This is a genomic window from Mucilaginibacter kameinonensis, assembly GCF_003675385.1.
In the GTDB taxonomy this organism is placed as follows: domain Bacteria; phylum Bacteroidota; class Bacteroidia; order Sphingobacteriales; family Sphingobacteriaceae; genus Mucilaginibacter; species Mucilaginibacter kameinonensis.
This window is the reverse complement of sequence record NZ_RCWZ01000003.1, coordinates 608738-624297: the sequence shown is the minus strand read 5'-3', so window position 1 is coordinate 624297 and position 15560 is coordinate 608738. Positions and strand designations below refer to the sequence as shown.

Below are 15560 nucleotides of genomic sequence, written 5' to 3'. Positions count from 1 at the left end.
TATTACATTTGCACCTCTTTTAAGTAAAGTACAGAAGGTAAGTTTATATAATATAATGAAAAAAGATCTGCATCCATCAAACTACAGATTAGTTGTATTTAAAGATATGTCTAACGACTACTCTTTTATCACTAAATCTTGCATCGATACCCGCGAAACCGTTAAATGGGAAGATGGTAACGAATACCCATTGGTTAAATTAGAGATTTCTCATACTTCGCACCCGTTCTACACCGGTAAAATGAAACTGGTTGATACTGCAGGTCGTATCGATAAATTCCGCTCACGTTACAACAAAAAGTAATTTTTGTTCAAACAATATTTATAAGTCCCGGCTTTGCAGTCGGGACTTTTTTTATTTTTGCGCCATGGCAATTATCCTTTTTGACGATAACGCACATCAGTCGCTGCTGCCCCTTACCTATACCAGGCCTGTAGCCGATCTTCGCATCGGTATACTTACCATTGCAGAAAAATGGGCTAAGCATTTAAAAAGCGCATATTCTTTTAAAACGCTTGACTACCTTAAGGTAAAGTTTCCGGTAAATATTGAAGCTGATAACGTTTTTATCAACGGTGCCATATGTCCGGATGAAAACCTGATTGAAGCAATCAGTAAACTGAAAAGTGGGCAGGCGCTTAAGTATAATGATCTGTTATTAGCCGTTAATCTTAATGCTGCAGAAGCAGAAGGCTTCAACCCTGATGCGGAGTTTAACGATGTTGTCAATTATCCTAATCTTTTTGTATCGATAAAATACCCTGAAGATATTTTCAGGAAAAATGACATCGAACTTCGTAAAGATTTTCAATTGCTTACCAAAGGCCGCGCAAGTGCACCTATTAGCGCTACAAATGTTGTTATAGGTAGTGATTTTTTTGCCGAAGAAGGGGCTGTTGCCGAATGCTCAACTTTTAACACCACTAACGGGCCTATCTACCTGTCGGCTAATACCGAGGTTTGGGAGGGTACACATATTCGCGGACCCTTTGCCATTTGCGAACACTCACAGGTGAAAATGGGCGCTAAAATTTATGGTGCTACAACTATTGGCCCATATTGTAGGGTTGGGGGAGAGATAAATAACTCGGTGATCTGGGGATATTCGTCAAAAGGGCACGAAGGTTACCTGGGTAACTCGGTTTTAGGCGAGTGGTGTAATATTGGTGCAGATACCAATAACTCCAACCTGAAAAACAACTATGCCGAAGTAAAGCTTTGGGATTATAGCACCCAGCGCTTGCGCAAAACCGGTCTGCAGTTTTGTGGCCTGATCATGGGCGATCATGCTAAATCCGGAATCAATACCATGTTTAATACCGGGACGGTAGTAGGCGTGGGGGCTAATGTTTTTGGAGCAGGCTTCCCAAGTCATTTCGTTCCTGATTTTTCATGGGGCGGCGCGCAGGGTTTTGAAGTTTATTTAATCAATAAAATGTTTGAAACCGTACAGAAAGTGTTTGATCGCCGCGAACACCGCGATTTTGACGAAACCGAACAGAATATATTAACAGCCATATTTGAACTAACAGAAGAGTACAGAAAGTTTGGTGAGTAGTTGATTGGGTTGATTAGGAGAGTAGCTTTCCGCTTATAATAACCCAAATAACCACTCACTTAATCAGCTAAATAACCTTCCACACTAATAGAAACAACTAAAAATAAAATCATGAGAAAGAAAATCGTTGCCGGAAACTGGAAAATGAACCTTGATTACAATGAAGGTTTAGCTTTATTTTCAGAGATCATCAACATGGTTAAAGATGAGGCTACCGGCACGCAGGAAGCAGTGATCTGCAGCCCGTTTATTCACATCCATAGCCTGGTACAATTGGCTAAAGGATATAATAAAGTTGCTGTTGGCGCGCAAAATGCCCACCAGGAAGAAAAAGGTGCTTACACAGGTGAAATCTCTGCTAAGATGATCAAATCTACAGGTGCTGCTTACGTGATCCTGGGTCACTCAGAGCGTCGTCAGTATTTCGGCGAAACCAATGCATTGCTTGCCAAAAAAACAGATACTGCTTTAAAAAATGATCTTCGCCCTATCTTCTGTATTGGTGAAACTTTGCAGGAGCGTGAAGCCAATACGCATTTTGACGTGATCAAAACTCAACTGGTTGAAGGTATCTTCCACCTTGATGCTGATCAGTTTGCAAAATTGGTTATTGCTTACGAACCGGTTTGGGCTATTGGTACAGGGGTAACCGCTACATCTGCACAGGCACAGGAAATTCACGAGTTTATCCGTAAGGAAATTGCCGCTAAATACGGCCAGGAAGTTGCTGATGCTACTACCATTTTATATGGCGGAAGCTGTAACCCAACCAATGCTGCTGAGCTATTTGCTCAGCCTGATATTGATGGTGGCCTTATCGGTGGTGCTTCTTTGAAATCACGCGATTTTACAGATATCGTTAAAACGTTTAATTAATATTATTTGGATATGAGATGTGAGATTTGAGTATTGAGACAACTTGAGCTTAATTTCAAACATAATGAGCGTATGTGATGTTTATTGAAAAATAAAAATCTCATATCTCAAATCTCACGTCTCAAATCTAAAAAGCATGAAGCTTTTAAAAGTTCTTCTACCGGTTTTGGTCGATTTTGGCGTGTTTTGGGCAGTTGTGTATTTCAATATGCCTCATCACTCCATGCGTATTGGCGAAATTGGTAACGGGAACCTGTACAGTCTCATGGCTTATTTCAGCCTTTTTTGGGGCTTGCTGCTTGTCGATGGCATTCTCACCCAATACCTGATCATTATACCACTTTGGAACTGGGTTAAACATAAAGGTGCTTCGGGCCGTTTTATAGCCGGAGCTTGCATTGCCTTGGTTTGTATATTATTTGCCGGGGGCTTGAGCTACGTTATATGGCTACCCGAAGATGGATACAGACCCTTGCTAAGTTTTTGGTGGTATATGACAGAAATACAAGCTGTATACTGGATGGTTAACTTTGTTGTACTGTATTTGCTCGACAGAAAGAGGACAAGCACTGATAGCGAACTGGTCGAACCCGAAGCTGAACCTGCCACTTAAATTCTCTGCCGATCGACCGGGTTTCTGTTGAGGTTTAATGACAAAAAAATCAAAATGAATTACTACGAACTATTTTTTACAACCATCACCACCGAAGATTACCAGCAGGATTTGCTGATTAACGCTTTGGGCGAGATAGGTTTCGATACTTTTGAAGAGCTTGAACTTGGTTTTAAGGCTTATATCCCCGAAGATGTTTTTGATCAGCAGGCGCTTGATGAGCAGTTATTGCCTTACAAAGACCTGTTCACCTTTAGCTACGAGATAACGCTTATTCCGCAAAAAAACTGGAATGAGGTATGGGAAAGTAATTTTGAGCCGATTGAGATAGGGGATAAGATCTATGTGAGGGCAACCTTTCATGAGCCTAAACCTCAGTTTGCATATGAAATAGTTATCGACCCGAAAATGGCTTTTGGTACCGGGCACCATCAAACTACGGCTATGATGCTGAGCCTGATGCTGGAAAATGAATTTGCAGGTAAAAAAGTGCTTGATATGGGATGTGGTACGGGTATCCTTGCTATTATGGCCGCCAAATTAGGTGCTGATGATATCACCGCTATCGATTATGACCCTGTTTGCTACGAAAGTACTATCGAAAATTCGGCCCTTAATAATGTACCTGATATTAAGCCGCTTTGTGGTTCAAAAGAGGTTATTCCTGACGAACAGTACGATACCATCCTGGCAAACATTAACCGCAATATCCTGCTCGATCAGATGCAGCGTTATGCCGAAGTATTAAAGATTGATGGTGAGATCTATTTCAGCGGTTTTTACGAATCGCCGGATTTGGATATCATTACCGACGAAGCCCGGAAGTACGGCCTGAAATATATTACCCACAAAAAGGATAAAGACTGGGTTGCTGCTAAGTTTATAAAGTAAAAGGTCTTATCTTAATATAACGTCATTGCGAGGTACGAAGCAATCCCCGATAAGCAGAGCCACTCTGTATAGTTCGCGATTGCTTCGTACCTCGCAATGACGTGTTTTTATCAAATCAGATTAATACCCCACAGTAAATCTTCTTTTTACAAACTGGTTGTTTTCCAGCTCGTCCAGTATAGCAACTGCTAAATCTTCAACAGAAATTTCGTGTTCGTGCTTGTCGTTAAATACCGGCTCGTCTGTACCTGTACGATATACGCCTGTGCGGGTGCCTGGATGCAGGTGAATGGCAGGGCTCAGAAAAGTCCAGTCTAAATCATTTTCTTTTTTAATGATGTTCAGATAGTCGCGGGCAGCGGTAGCACCGGCTTTCCACTCGGAAGGGAATTGAGGGCTATCAACCAATTGTACGCCAGGAGCAATGTAAAGACTGCCTGCGCCGCCTACAACTAATAAACGTTTTACACCGGCCTGTTTAGTAGCTTGTTGTATAGCTTCAGAACCTTTGATGAAATCATTATACAGATCGGGGTTTGTCCAACCGGCATTAAATGAGTTTACCACGGCATCATGTCCTTTTAAAGCTTCGGTTAGTTCAGCAATATTATATACATCGGCAGTTTTGAGCGTTAATTTCGGGTTTTGAATATCAGCTTTCGGGTTACGTGCTATGGCGGTTACTTCATATCCGCGTTGTAATGCTTCATTTAAAACGGCTTTGCCTACAAAGCCTGTGGCTCCAATTAGTGCGATTTTCATTGTTTTTTTGTTTTTATATTGTAATTAAATTTGTTACAGTTTGTTTTAAATTTTTTTAATCGAATTGATTTACAAAATCAAAAATGGTTATGGTGCTTAATTTTTTGACAATGGCTGCTTCAACATCATCGGCTAAGTTATCGAGATGGGCACCAATTTGTTTGCCAACAGGACAATCGGGGTTGGGTTTGTTTTTAGCTTGCCCCAAGGCGGGTGGCAACTTTACAGCTTTATAAACATCGGCAAGGGTGATTTTTTGCGGCGGGAGAGCGAGGCTATAACCGCCGGTTTTACCTTCCTTACTTTCGATAAGGCCGCAGGCGCGCAGTTTGCGCATCTCTTTACGTACCAAAACAGGATTCACATTCATGCTTCCGGCTACATAGTCGGAAGACAGCAGCTCGCCCGGCTGCTTGCAAAGCAGGGTTAATACGTGGGTCGCTATTTGAAATTGTCCGTTCATTTATCTGTAATAAAAAATATTACAGTACAAAAATGAAATTTAAATTTTAAAAAGAAGAATTTTTTACGCTTTTTTGTGCACTAAATTACAATGGGATGAAAATTCCAGGCCTAAATTATCCTCAAAATACCGCTTTGTAGGTATGTTTTTGGACGAATATTTTGCTTTAATTTAAAGGATTTGCCAACCGCAATAATTAACTACACTTTTAAATAAAATTTTACGCAAATTAGTTGATAATTAGCGTGATAATAAATATTATTGTAAAGTAATTAACTTTTGCGAAACCTACACTATTAATTTAATCAAATGAAAACTCTCGGAAAAAAAATCAGATTATTACGTCATCAAAAGGGGTGGAGCCAGGAGGATGTTGCAAAGAGATTGGATATTTCAATTCCCGCTTTCTCAAAAATTGAAACAGGGATAACAGATATAAACTTATCAAGGCTTGAGCAGATAGCAAATCTGTTTGAAATGTCTGTGGTTCAGTTGCTTACATTTAATGACACCGAGCAGGATCAAAAATTTGTTAACGAACTGGAAACTGTTAACAAACGCTTAATGGATCGCGAAACTGAAGTAATTGATTTGCAGAAAAAAGTAATTGAACTATTTGAAGAACTTCGACATTCAAAAGTAACCGCATAATTTTGAAAAGCCCGGTTTGTGCCGGGCTATTCAAAAATGTAACGCATTGTTAAATGCCGCTTGCCAAATGTAGCGCCCACCGCTTCATGGATAGCAATCATTTTGTCGTTAAAATCACCTACCCAGGATAATTCAAGCTCATCATAACGCTTTAACGGCAACACATATTCCTTCAGTTTGATAAACATGGCCGATTCAAGACCGTGCTTTTGATACTTTTGCTTTGTACCCATTACAATGGCACGCATACGGGATACGCCTTTCCATCTGTAGTATAAAAACTTAAGTTTACCAATCAGGTTAAGTTTACCGTTTAGCGGCTTTAACATCTGATTGGCATCGGGTAATATGATCATGAACGAAGCCGGCTCGTCATCAACGTAAGCAAACCAGATCAGCTTTTCATCCATCAGGGGCTTCATTTTTTCAAAGCTTTCCATAATAGTGTTATAGTTGATAGGGACAAAGTTTTCAAAATCCTTCCAGCCATCGTTATAAACCTCGATAAAATCCGCTGCAAACTTTTCTATCTTTTTTATTTCGAAATGCCTGAAATCGTAGCCTGGCTTTTTGGCTACCCAGTTGGCTATTTTAGTGAACCGCTCAGGAAACGGTTTATGCGCGTCAACATGGTTAGTGATCTGGGCGTACTGGGTTTTAAAGCCGTATTCATCAAAAAAAGCCTGGTAATACGGATGATTATAGTTCATACCATAAGAGGGAGGCGTAAAGCCCTCAACCAGTAAACCCCAGAAATTATCGTTTTCACCGAAATTGATGGGGCCGTCCATTGCTTTCATACCTTTTTCTTTGAGCCAGTTTTTGGCGGTATCAAATAACAGGAAGGCAGCTTCTTTATTATCAATACATTCAAAAAAGCCCATTCCGCCGGTTGGCTGCTCGTAGTTGTATGCCTTTTTTTCATTAATGAATGCAGCTACGCGGCCAATCAATTTACCGTTATCATCGGTCAGGATCCAGCGGGTACATTTTCCATGCTGGTGAAAATTATTCTTTGCCGGATTGAATACGGCCTCGATGTCGTTATCAAGCGGGCAAACCCAGTTTGGATCGTTTTTATAAATGATGCGGGCTACATCCAGAAATGCTTTTTTTGATGCTTTGTCCTGTACTTCAGTTACTTTCATTCGTGCTGTTACCGGTAGATAATAAAAAAAGCATCCAGAGGCATAGTCTGAATGCTTTACAAAATACTATATTTTTAAATCTTAATAATCGTCTTCGTCTTCGTCATCAAATGACTCATAACCACCTCTGCCCAGATCATCGTCTAAAGGGCCGTCAAAGTCATCATCATCGTCATCGTACTTCTTCGTTGCTTTTGTTGGCTCCAGATCATCATCCTCCGCGTCGTTATCAGAGTCTTGGATCTTTTTAGTGTTCGGTTTCTTTGGCGCTCCCATTGTAATGGATTTTATAAATTAAACTTCGGTCAATAATAATAATTTAAATCAGATTAAGAAAAGCGTTTTTCAAGTCCTTTATCTCTATCGATTCAATAGTAAAAATAACTAAAATTGATTTTTTTTAAAACAGAAATTAAAATTATTCTGATTGCTCGCCAATAGTGGCAGTATTGTTTGTAAAGTCCTTAAGTTGAGGTAATTCCTCAATGCTGTTTATGCCAAAATAATCCATGAACAAGTTGCTGGTGCCATAAAGGATGGGTTTTCCGAGCCCTTCCGATTTGCCGACTATAGCTATTAGCTCTTTTTCCAGTAGCTTTTGGATCGAATAGTCGCAATTTACACCCCTGATCTGTTCAATATCCGGTTTGGTTACCGGTTGCTTGTATGCGATGATGGCAAGGGTTTCTAAAGCAGCCTGGCTTAACTTTTTCTTTGAACGTTGTAATTGCAGCAGGTTTATAACGGCGTGATATTCTTTTTTGGTCAAAAATTGATAGCCGTTCCCGATTTTAACCAGTTCGATAGCTAAGCTATGATGCTGATATTTTTCGTGGATCCTGCCTATGGCGTCGGTTACTTCCTCATTAGTAAAATCGCGCTCAAAAGCAGCCTGGAGGCAATACATGATCTCTTCCAATCGGATAGCCTGCTCTGACGCAAAAATTAATGCTTCTATGTATTGTTCCATCTTGTTCAGTTGGCAGTTGATAGTTTGCAATTGGCAGTTAGTTTTGTTTCAACTGCAAACTGCCAACCGCACACTGGTAACTTAATAGTTTATAACCTGTTCTTCAATTTCAACGGGGATATCGCGCCATTCGTATCGTTGGGTACGCAGCTGAGGCTCAAAGCCGGCTTCTTTTATGGATTCCTGGATGCCTCGGGCAGTAAATCTATGCGGAGCACCGGCAGCAGATACTACGTTTTCCTCAATCATGATCGAGCCAAAATCATTAGCGCCTGCATGTAAACATAATTGGGCTACTTGCTTGCCTACAGTTAACCATGATGCCTGAATGTTTTTAACGTTAGGCAACATGATACGGCTCAGGGCTATCATGCGGATATATTCATCGCCGGTAACATTATTAGTAATACCGCGTACTTTACGCAAGAGGGTTCCGTCGTCCTGGAAAGGCCACGGTATAAATGCGATAAAGCCATAATGGCCTTCCGGCTTTTCGGCTTGTACCTCGCGGATCCAAACCAAATGTTCAAAGCGCTCTTCGATAGTTTCGATATGACCAAACATCATAGTAGCTGATGTTGGCAGGTTAAGCTGATGAGCGGCGCGCATTACATCAAGCCATTCTTTACCGCCACATTTACCTTTTGATATCAGACGGCGCACGCGATCATTCAAGATCTCGGCACCGGCACCAGGTAACGAATCCAAACCGGCTTCCTTCATGGCCCTGAGTACCTCGATATGCGGCATACCCTCTAATTTGGCAACGTGCGCAATTTCAGGCGGACCTAACGAATGTAATTTCAACTTAGGGTAAAGCTGTTTTAGCTCGCGGAACAGATCGGTATAAAACTTTAATCCGAGGTCGGGGTGGTGGCCACCTTGTAACAGCAGCTGGTCGCCGCCGTAACGGAAAGTTTCCTCGATTTTCTTTTTATAAGTTTCAATGTCGGTTATATAGCTTTCTTCGTGGCCGGGGCGGCGGAAAAAGTTACAGAACTTACAATTGGCTATACAAACGTTGGTGGTATTAACATTACGGTCAATTTGCCAGGTAACCTTGCCATGCGGAACCTGTATTTTACGAAGTTCGTTGGCAGTATACATCAACTCGGCAGTTGAGGCGTTGTTATACAGGTAAACGCCTTCTTCAAGCGTTAAAAAATCAAACCGCAACGCGCGTTGCAACAGATCGGCTGTATTCATATCAGGCAAATATACGCAAGTTGATAATTTGATTTTGTCCGCTGTTAAATAATTGACAAATAAATGTGATCATTTTTTACCGTGTTAGGCATGGATAAAAATGAAAACTTAAAACAAAGTAATTCAAGAAACATTGCCCTCTAACCTCTAACCTCTAACCTCTAACCTCTAACCTCTAACCTCTAACCTCTAACCTCTAACCTCTAACCTCTAACTCACCACCTTCCCTTTATCCAGCCTTAAAACCTTATCAACGCTGTTAGGTATCTCATGTTGATAGTGGGTTACATAAATAAGCGTAACATTACCAAGGCTGCAAATGCTGTCAACAAGGTTTTTAAAGTGGATCTGCTGGTGGTCATCCATTCCCTGGCATGGTTCATCAAAAATTAACAGCGCCGGGTTTTTAATGAGGGCGCGGGCCAGCAGGCACAAACGCTGCGCGCTTGCAGGGATGTTTTTGAGCAGCACGCGGGCATATTTTTCAATCTCCAAAGCCTTCATCCACCGTAAGGCTATTTCAGCGCGTTCTTTATTGCTTGGCCTGAACAGGCCAAGGGTATCATAATAGCCCGATTCAATCACCTGTAAACAACTGTTGTCGGTAGGAAAATACTGATGCAGTTCGGGCGAAACAAAACCTATTTTCTTTTTAATATCCCAGATACTTTCGCCTGTGCCACGTTTTTTATCAAATAAAATAATATTGTTGGCATAAGCCTGCGGGTTATCTCCATTGATGAGGCTAAGCAGGGTAGATTTGCCTGCTCCGTTTGGGCCAAGTAAAGCCCAATGCTCGCCGGGGTTGATCTGCCAGTTAACTTTATCCAGTATCACTTTGTCCCCATACTTAATATGTACATTCTCCATTTTTACAATAAGGTTGTACGCAGCCGGGTTTTTATCAATATTGAGTAAGGCGCTTAGCTCGGAAGTGTCAATGCTATCTGTAAGATCTATCTGAAATAATTCGGGCTTAAAATCCTGTTTCGGGCTTTCATGAATAACAGCTCCTTTACTCAGTACGGCAACATGGGTGATGGCCGCCGGAATCTCGTGAATTGAGGTAGCCATGATAACGTTAATACCCGAAGCTGTGATCTGCTCAATAATGCCGTTAAATTCTTCGCGTGTTTTCACATCAAGGCCGGTTAAAGGGCTATCGAGCATTAATAACACTGGGTTCTTCAATAACGCGGCGGCAAGCATCAAACGTTTGGTTTCGCCGTTAGATAGTTTAATGATCTGTTTATTAAGCAATAATTCGAGCCTTAATAAGGAAACTACCTTGTCCAATGTCCAGGACGCGTTAGCGGCCGAAAATTTGGGTACTGTATCAAGATAATCTGCAACCGTAAGCGCATCTTCCGAGTCGGACGAGTTATACCGTTGCTGATAATAAAAATCGGTAGTGTTGGATAGGTTACGGAAATGATGCTTGGGCTCAACCAGGGCTATAAGTTTATGCGGTGTTACAACATCATTCGCGTTAAAAAACTTAGCGTAATCGTTCCAGAAATGGTAGTTTATTTCGCCCCCGGTTATGTTAAAACGCCCTGCTATGGTCTGTAGCAAGGCGCTTTTTCCCGATCCGCTTTCACCGATCAGGGCCCAGCTTTCACCTTTATTTATGTTAAAGCTTAAGCCGGTAAATAATGTTGTGTTTAAAAAACGTACTGTGGCGTTATTTATTGATAGAAGTGCATTTGTCATAGCTTAACAAGTAGAGTAGCGCGTAAATGTACTCATCTGTGCCAAGGCCGTGAAATTTTTATAAATTTAGAATGGTAACTTCCTTTCTTACAGTAAACTTAAGCGATGCGTTTTAGTGGCTCGGTTGTGGCCGGTATTTCATTAGTCTTTTTATTAAGCCGGTTCCAGGCGTCAAAATCAACAATAAGTGCTTTCACCGAATTTTTGCAGCTGCTGTTAGGGCAGGTTATTGCCCAGTATTTTTTATTTTGTTCAATATGAGGTCTTCTGCCGCATTTAATGCAGTTTTCACATTGAATGTTGGGTTGTATCTGTATCGTCATAGCCGGTGAAAAATAGATTGTTAATTAATGATTTATAATAAGAACGTATTACGTAACTGCAAGGCAGCAACGCTTAAACTTTGAACTTTCAATAAAATTTTGATTTTACTATCGGTTTCCAAAGTCGCTATATTAACATATGTTGCCGGCATTTGTTTTTTCAGTCAACGGTTATTTGTAAAATATTTTTAATAGAGTTTTTTACCTCGTTATGGTTTATTGAAAGGTACGTGGCTACTGTAATTGTAGCTATTTGTATACATCTATCACCTCTAAAATTCAAGTGTTATAAACAGACGCATTGTGATGACCCTTTTGTTAAAAAGGCCTGATTATTGCATCCGGTTATTACAATTTATTTAAACAACAATCATGAAAAACTTACATTTTTTACTATTTGCATTTGTGTTATTTACTTTGAGCAGTTGTTCGGTTATAACCGGCATATTTAAAGCGGGAGCAATTACAGGCATTATCGCTGTTATAGTAGTTATCGCTGTTATTATCTGGATCATTTCCTTGTTTCGGGGCAAGAGTTGATTTTCTTTTGAGGTTATTTATTAAATAATTAATTAAACAAATTGATTATTGATTGGTTGACTATAGTATAAAAACATCTAATCATGGAAAATACACAAGCAACCGTAGAGATTTTAAATGATCTGATCCAGATCAATAACGACAGGATTGAGGGTTATCAACGCGCTTCAAAAGATTTGAAGGATGGTGATACCGAACTAAAATCACTTTTTACAAGACTTATAGGTCAAAGCCAGGGTTACAAACTTGCTTTAGGCACAGAAGTAAGTGCTTTTGGAAAAGATATTGAAACCGGCACAACTACCAGCGGCAAAATTCACAGGGTTTGGCTTGATGTGAAAGCCGCGTTTACCGGGCACGACACTCATGATGTGTTGGAGGAATGTGAGTTTGGTGAAGATGCTATTTTAAAAGCCTACCGTACAGCGCTGGAAGATGAAAATTTACCAGCCTATTTGCGCGAAACTATTAGTCAGCAGGAAAGTGAACTTCTTGACGCGCATGACGAGATCAAAGCCTTGCGTGATAGTGTTCACTAAACAAACAAGCAATTTATTATTAGTTTAACAGAAGGGGCGGTTTTATAACTGCTCCTTTTTTGTTATTAAACGAAGTTTAGTTTTTGGGTTGAGGGTCGATATTAAGATATTTTACCTGCCAGCTATTTTTTTCGGCCCAATCGCCATCTGTGTATAGCATTTTAATCTCCCAGTTGGATTGCTCCAGTTTACCACCGTTGTTTTCTATTTTTATTGTTGATTGCAGCTGGTAAATGTTAGCCGTTGTATCAATGATAAATTTAAAACCCGTGTTAGGGAAAACTGCTTTCTCGGGTTGCTTTAGTTTTTCTTTCACAAATTCTTTTGCCATGGCAAAAGCTTCTTTTGAGGTTGGTTTACGGTTAAGGTGCACCGTGCTGTTTTTGCTTATACCCATAATCACAACAATAAATGTGATAGCAAAAACTATGGTAAAGAGGGTAGCAGTGCGTATGTGAGGACGACGATGCCAGCTAATGTTTTTACGCTCATCGGCATCAAGCGTTTTCCATTCAGAATATTTCATATTTTATTGCTTATCACATTAAGCAATACCTATTACAAATTGTTTGAAAAGTATTAAACAAAAAAAACGCCCCGGGAAACCAGGGCGTTTTTTAACAAAAAAAGTCAAATTACTTTTTAGTAGTGTCTTTTTTAGTAGTGTCAGCAGCAGCACCTTTAGTAGTGTCAGCTTTAGTTGAATCAGCTTTAGTAGTGTCAGCAGCCATTTTAGAAGAATCAGCTTTAGTTGAATCAGCAGAAGAAGCTGAAGATGAACCTTTACAAGCAGCGAAAGAAGCAGCGATAGCTAAAGCTAAAAAGCCTAATTTGAAGTTTTTCATTTCTTAATTTTTTTAATAAGTGATTTAATAGTTTACACCTTAATACCAGAAACAAAAAAAGGTAACCCATAATTTTTAAAAAAAAATTACAAGTCACCTTTTTTATTGATGGATAACTAAAAAATCAATAGAAAAAAATTAAAAATGATATTTAACTGCTTTCTATTTTATCAGAAATAATTATTTCTTAGTTGTATCTTTTTTAGTAGTATCAGCAGCAACTTTAGTAGTGTCAGTTGCAGTTTTAGTTGAATCAGTAACAACTTTAGTTGAATCAACTACTGTAGTTTTAGTAGTATCTTCGCCACCTTTTTTAGAGTCACCGTTACAAGCTGAGAAAGAAGCTGCAAGAACTAAAGCTACGAAACCTAATTTGAATGAATTTTTCATTTTTGAAGTTTTAAAATGTTAATGTTTTGTGATCGTTTGAAGATTAATACGCTTTAGTGAAAAAGGTAACCCATAAAAATTAACTAATTGTAAATTCTAAGGATTATTAGTTTAAATATAACTTGTTTTGCAAGCGAACTTTTTATTGCAGATTTGCTTGCATAGTTTTTTCAACATTGGGTTACCTTGTTTGTCTGCAGGTATTAAACAGTACCTTTAACGCGCCATATAATTGTTACAGGCAGTGAAATGTAATGCGAATGTTATTAATTTATTTTAGTTTGATTTTTTTTGATAATAATGGGTTACAATTTGACCTAAATAGTATTAAGAGTGAATAAAGACTTAAAAGCTTCGGCTCCAACAGATAGTGAAATAGTTCTTGGGATACTGAATAACTCGGAAGTAGTGCTGAAAAGGCTCTATACAACCTACTTTCCGATGATATTGCAGTTGATCATCAATAACAACGGCGATGAGGACGATGCCAAGGATATTTACCAGGAAGCCATTATAGTTCTTTACAATAAGATTAAAGGCGGGGATTTTGAGCTTAACAGCAAGCTTAAAACCTATATATATTCGGTTTGCAGACGGCTTTGGCTTAAAAGGTTAAGCCAGATGAACCGGTACGGTGGCGATATCAGGGATTTTGAAGAGCACCTACCCGTTGAAGAAGAAATAGAAAGCCATAGTGATAGGGATATCCAGTTTGGTAAAATGGAGAGTGCGCTCCAACAATTGGGCGAACCCTGTAAAACCATTATGGAAGATTTTTATATTAAAAACAGATCAATGCAAGAGATCTGCGAACGTTTTGGCTATACCAATGCTGATAATGCCAAAACCCAGAAGTACAAATGCTTGCAAAGGCTGAAGAAATTGTTTTTTCAGCAAAAATAAGGAGATCAAGAGATGAGTGATAACCAACTTACGGAATTTATTGAGCGCTATTTCGACGGCAGCATGACCGCCGAAGAACGGGTTCAGTTTGAGCTACTCCGTAAAAATGACGCGGCTGTAGAAAGTAAAGTTACCGAGCACCTTCAGTTTATCGGTTTACTTAAGCAGTATGGCGAGCGTATTGAATTGGAAAGCCGTTTAAACGCTATCCACAGTGAGATTGATGTTCACGCGCTGAAGGAAGAAGTAACGATTCACCCTGTGTGGATTGTACGTATGTGGCGTAACCATCATTCTAAGATATCTGTAGCTGCTTCGGTTGCTATCTTCGGTGTTTTGACTATCCTGATATTAACAGGTAAGCTAAATAACGATAAGTCGAAATATCAGCAATTGAGTGAGAAACTTAATAAGGTAGAGAATGCTGTAGCTCAGATAGGCCACGGACGTACTTCGGTAAAACCGAAAGTAATCACACCTGCTAACTTCAGGGGCACGGGCTTCGCACTTACATCAAACGGTTATTTGGCTACAGATTACCATGTGATCAAAAATGCTGATTCTGTTTACGTACAAAACGCTGCTGGTGAATCATTTCATGCTAAGGTCATTTATACCGAGCCTCAATATGATCTGGCTATACTGCAGATCAATGACCCTGCATTTAAAAACTTAGGCCCTATACCTTACAATCTTAAACGCTCGGAAGGCGATTTGGGAGAAAGCTTATACACACTTGGCTATCCTGCAGATAATATGGTTTACGGAGCTGGATATTTAGCTTCATCTGCAAACTATTCAAATGATAGTACAGAGTATATGATTTCTGTTCCGGTAAATCCAGGTAATTCGGGAGGGCCATTGCTTGACGAAAAAGGAAACGTAATTGGCGTTATCACTGCAAGGCAAACCCAGGTTGCAGGCGTGTTTTTTGCTAAGAAGTCGACCTATTTGTTAAAAACGATACAGAATATCCCAACAGATTCATTATCGAAAACACTGAATTTGAACACTAAAAATAAATTAGCTGGTTTAAGTAGTACTCAGCAGAGCAAAAAGGTTAAAAACTATGTTTTCATGGTTAAAGTGTATAAACAATAATCAATAGCCCACTCAATAAAAATTAATATATTAAAATGAGAAGAGACGCCGTGAGGTGTCTCTTTTT

The 15560-nt window shown here is 39.7% G+C and carries 20 protein-coding genes; 9 read left to right on the top strand and 11 right to left on the bottom strand.

Features of this window, described 5'->3' with window-relative positions:
* Window positions 1–55: 55 nt before the first annotated feature.
* The 5 genes from EAH55_RS15875 to prmA all read left to right on the top strand — a co-directional run bounded on the left by EAH55_RS15875 (window position 56) and on the right by prmA (window position 3939).
* Window positions 56–304 carry a type B 50S ribosomal protein L31 gene (locus EAH55_RS15875; RefSeq protein WP_090524811.1) on the top strand — a complete coding sequence of 83 codons (249 nt, stop codon included), beginning with the start codon at window positions 56–58 and terminating at the stop codon, window positions 302–304.
* A gap of 64 nt (window positions 305–368) precedes the next feature.
* Entirely contained in the window at window positions 369–1559 is a 1191-nt protein-coding gene (locus EAH55_RS15870) for a GlmU family protein (RefSeq protein ID WP_121810510.1), read from the top strand.
* A 111-nt stretch (window positions 1560–1670) separates the two neighbouring features.
* Complete coding sequence (gene tpiA / locus EAH55_RS15865; protein WP_112571859.1) at window positions 1671–2435, top strand: triose-phosphate isomerase; 765 nt, start codon at window positions 1671–1673, stop codon at window positions 2433–2435.
* 136 nt (window positions 2436–2571) lie between these two features.
* Window positions 2572–3048: a hypothetical protein gene (locus tag EAH55_RS15860; RefSeq protein ID WP_162996899.1), complete on the top strand. Its 477-nt coding sequence runs from the start codon at window positions 2572–2574 to the stop codon at window positions 3046–3048.
* A gap of 54 nt (window positions 3049–3102) precedes the next feature.
* Window positions 3103–3939 (top strand): 50S ribosomal protein L11 methyltransferase, encoded by an 837-nt coding sequence (prmA, locus tag EAH55_RS15855; RefSeq protein WP_121810508.1) that lies wholly within the window; start codon window positions 3103–3105, stop codon window positions 3937–3939.
* A 120-nt stretch (window positions 3940–4059) separates the two neighbouring features.
* Here the strand turns inward: prmA and EAH55_RS15850 are convergent, their stop codons facing one another.
* Window positions 4060–4701, bottom strand: a complete 642-nt coding sequence (locus EAH55_RS15850; protein WP_121810507.1) for an NAD(P)-dependent oxidoreductase — start codon at window positions 4699–4701, stop codon at window positions 4060–4062.
* 55 nt (window positions 4702–4756) lie between these two features.
* Window positions 4757–5164, bottom strand: coding sequence for an Rrf2 family transcriptional regulator (locus EAH55_RS15845; RefSeq protein WP_121810506.1), 408 nt, complete (start codon window positions 5162–5164; stop codon window positions 4757–4759).
* A gap of 309 nt (window positions 5165–5473) precedes the next feature.
* On the opposite strand from EAH55_RS15845, the gene EAH55_RS15840 reads away from it, so the two are divergent.
* Window positions 5474–5815, top strand: coding sequence for a helix-turn-helix domain-containing protein (locus EAH55_RS15840; protein WP_090524822.1), 342 nt, complete (start codon window positions 5474–5476; stop codon window positions 5813–5815).
* A gap of 26 nt (window positions 5816–5841) precedes the next feature.
* Here EAH55_RS15840 and EAH55_RS15835 read toward each other — a convergent pair whose 3' ends face one another.
* From EAH55_RS15835 to EAH55_RS15810, 6 genes are all read right to left on the bottom strand, one after another.
* Window positions 5842–6963 (bottom strand): GNAT family N-acetyltransferase, encoded by a 1122-nt coding sequence (locus EAH55_RS15835; protein ID WP_121810505.1) that lies wholly within the window; start codon window positions 6961–6963, stop codon window positions 5842–5844.
* Window positions 6964–7044: 81 nt separating this feature from the next.
* Complete coding sequence (locus tag EAH55_RS15830; RefSeq protein ID WP_121810504.1) at window positions 7045–7239, bottom strand: hypothetical protein; 195 nt, start codon at window positions 7237–7239, stop codon at window positions 7045–7047.
* Between the two features lie 142 nt (window positions 7240–7381).
* Window positions 7382–7933 carry an SMC-Scp complex subunit ScpB gene (gene scpB / locus EAH55_RS15825; RefSeq protein WP_112571847.1) on the bottom strand — a complete coding sequence of 184 codons (552 nt, stop codon included), beginning with the start codon at window positions 7931–7933 and terminating at the stop codon, window positions 7382–7384.
* An 81-nt stretch (window positions 7934–8014) separates the two neighbouring features.
* Window positions 8015–9139, bottom strand: coding sequence for a cyclic dehypoxanthinyl futalosine synthase (mqnC, locus tag EAH55_RS15820; RefSeq protein WP_121810503.1), 1125 nt, complete (start codon window positions 9137–9139; stop codon window positions 8015–8017).
* A gap of 210 nt (window positions 9140–9349) precedes the next feature.
* Window positions 9350–10852 carry an ATP-binding cassette domain-containing protein gene (locus tag EAH55_RS15815; RefSeq protein WP_121810502.1) on the bottom strand — a complete coding sequence of 501 codons (1503 nt, stop codon included), beginning with the start codon at window positions 10850–10852 and terminating at the stop codon, window positions 9350–9352.
* 98 nt (window positions 10853–10950) lie between these two features.
* Window positions 10951–11175 (bottom strand): hypothetical protein, encoded by a 225-nt coding sequence (locus tag EAH55_RS15810; RefSeq protein WP_112571841.1) that lies wholly within the window; start codon window positions 11173–11175, stop codon window positions 10951–10953.
* 623 nt (window positions 11176–11798) lie between these two features.
* On the opposite strand from EAH55_RS15810, the gene EAH55_RS15800 reads away from it, so the two are divergent.
* Window positions 11799–12254, top strand: a complete 456-nt coding sequence (locus EAH55_RS15800) for a PA2169 family four-helix-bundle protein (protein WP_121810501.1) — start codon at window positions 11799–11801, stop codon at window positions 12252–12254.
* A gap of 76 nt (window positions 12255–12330) precedes the next feature.
* Here the strand turns inward: EAH55_RS15800 and EAH55_RS15795 are convergent, their stop codons facing one another.
* The 3 genes from EAH55_RS15795 to EAH55_RS15785 form a co-directional block, all read right to left on the bottom strand.
* Complete coding sequence (locus tag EAH55_RS15795; RefSeq protein WP_121810500.1) at window positions 12331–12780, bottom strand: hypothetical protein; 450 nt, start codon at window positions 12778–12780, stop codon at window positions 12331–12333.
* Window positions 12781–12889: 109 nt separating this feature from the next.
* Window positions 12890–13099, bottom strand: coding sequence for a hypothetical protein (locus EAH55_RS15790; protein ID WP_112571833.1), 210 nt, complete (start codon window positions 13097–13099; stop codon window positions 12890–12892).
* Between the two features lie 180 nt (window positions 13100–13279).
* Window positions 13280–13489, bottom strand: a complete 210-nt coding sequence (locus EAH55_RS15785; RefSeq protein WP_112571831.1) for a hypothetical protein — start codon at window positions 13487–13489, stop codon at window positions 13280–13282.
* Window positions 13490–13822: 333 nt separating this feature from the next.
* Between EAH55_RS15785 and EAH55_RS15780 the strand changes: the two genes are divergently transcribed.
* Window positions 13823–14392 carry an RNA polymerase sigma factor gene (locus EAH55_RS15780; protein WP_114938295.1) on the top strand — a complete coding sequence of 190 codons (570 nt, stop codon included), beginning with the start codon at window positions 13823–13825 and terminating at the stop codon, window positions 14390–14392.
* Window positions 14393–14404: 12 nt separating this feature from the next.
* The gene (locus EAH55_RS15775) at window positions 14405–15493 is read left to right on the top strand and encodes a S1C family serine protease (RefSeq protein ID WP_121810499.1); all 1089 of its coding nucleotides are present in this window, start codon (window positions 14405–14407) and stop codon (window positions 15491–15493) included.
* The last annotated feature ends 67 nt before the right edge of the window (window positions 15494–15560 follow it).

Excerpts from the sequence above, each read along its gene's own strand:
- EAH55_RS15875 (WP_090524811.1), top strand. The coding sequence starts at position 56 with ATGAAAAAAGATCTGCATCCATCAAACTACAGATTAGTTGTATTTAAA.
- EAH55_RS15870 (WP_121810510.1), top strand. The coding sequence starts at position 369 with ATGGCAATTATCCTTTTTGACGATAACGCACATCAGTCGCTGCTGCCC.
- tpiA (WP_112571859.1), top strand. The coding sequence starts at position 1,671 with ATGAGAAAGAAAATCGTTGCCGGAAACTGGAAAATGAACCTTGATTAC.
- EAH55_RS15860 (WP_162996899.1), top strand. The coding sequence starts at position 2,572 with ATGAAGCTTTTAAAAGTTCTTCTACCGGTTTTGGTCGATTTTGGCGTG.
- prmA (WP_121810508.1), top strand. The coding sequence starts at position 3,103 with ATGAATTACTACGAACTATTTTTTACAACCATCACCACCGAAGATTAC.
- EAH55_RS15850 (WP_121810507.1), bottom strand. The coding sequence starts at position 4,701 with ATGAAAATCGCACTAATTGGAGCCACAGGCTTTGTAGGCAAAGCCGTT.
- EAH55_RS15845 (WP_121810506.1), bottom strand. The coding sequence starts at position 5,164 with ATGAACGGACAATTTCAAATAGCGACCCACGTATTAACCCTGCTTTGC.
- EAH55_RS15840 (WP_090524822.1), top strand. The coding sequence starts at position 5,474 with ATGAAAACTCTCGGAAAAAAAATCAGATTATTACGTCATCAAAAGGGG.
- EAH55_RS15835 (WP_121810505.1), bottom strand. The coding sequence starts at position 6,963 with ATGAAAGTAACTGAAGTACAGGACAAAGCATCAAAAAAAGCATTTCTG.
- EAH55_RS15830 (WP_121810504.1), bottom strand. The coding sequence starts at position 7,239 with ATGGGAGCGCCAAAGAAACCGAACACTAAAAAGATCCAAGACTCTGAT.
- scpB (WP_112571847.1), bottom strand. The coding sequence starts at position 7,933 with ATGGAACAATACATAGAAGCATTAATTTTTGCGTCAGAGCAGGCTATC.
- mqnC (WP_121810503.1), bottom strand. The coding sequence starts at position 9,139 with ATGAATACAGCCGATCTGTTGCAACGCGCGTTGCGGTTTGATTTTTTA.
- EAH55_RS15815 (WP_121810502.1), bottom strand. The coding sequence starts at position 10,852 with ATGACAAATGCACTTCTATCAATAAATAACGCCACAGTACGTTTTTTA.
- EAH55_RS15810 (WP_112571841.1), bottom strand. The coding sequence starts at position 11,175 with ATGACGATACAGATACAACCCAACATTCAATGTGAAAACTGCATTAAA.
- EAH55_RS15800 (WP_121810501.1), top strand. The coding sequence starts at position 11,799 with ATGGAAAATACACAAGCAACCGTAGAGATTTTAAATGATCTGATCCAG.
- EAH55_RS15795 (WP_121810500.1), bottom strand. The coding sequence starts at position 12,780 with ATGAAATATTCTGAATGGAAAACGCTTGATGCCGATGAGCGTAAAAAC.
- EAH55_RS15790 (WP_112571833.1), bottom strand. The coding sequence starts at position 13,099 with ATGAAAAACTTCAAATTAGGCTTTTTAGCTTTAGCTATCGCTGCTTCT.
- EAH55_RS15785 (WP_112571831.1), bottom strand. The coding sequence starts at position 13,489 with ATGAAAAATTCATTCAAATTAGGTTTCGTAGCTTTAGTTCTTGCAGCT.
- EAH55_RS15775 (WP_121810499.1), top strand. The coding sequence starts at position 14,405 with ATGAGTGATAACCAACTTACGGAATTTATTGAGCGCTATTTCGACGGC.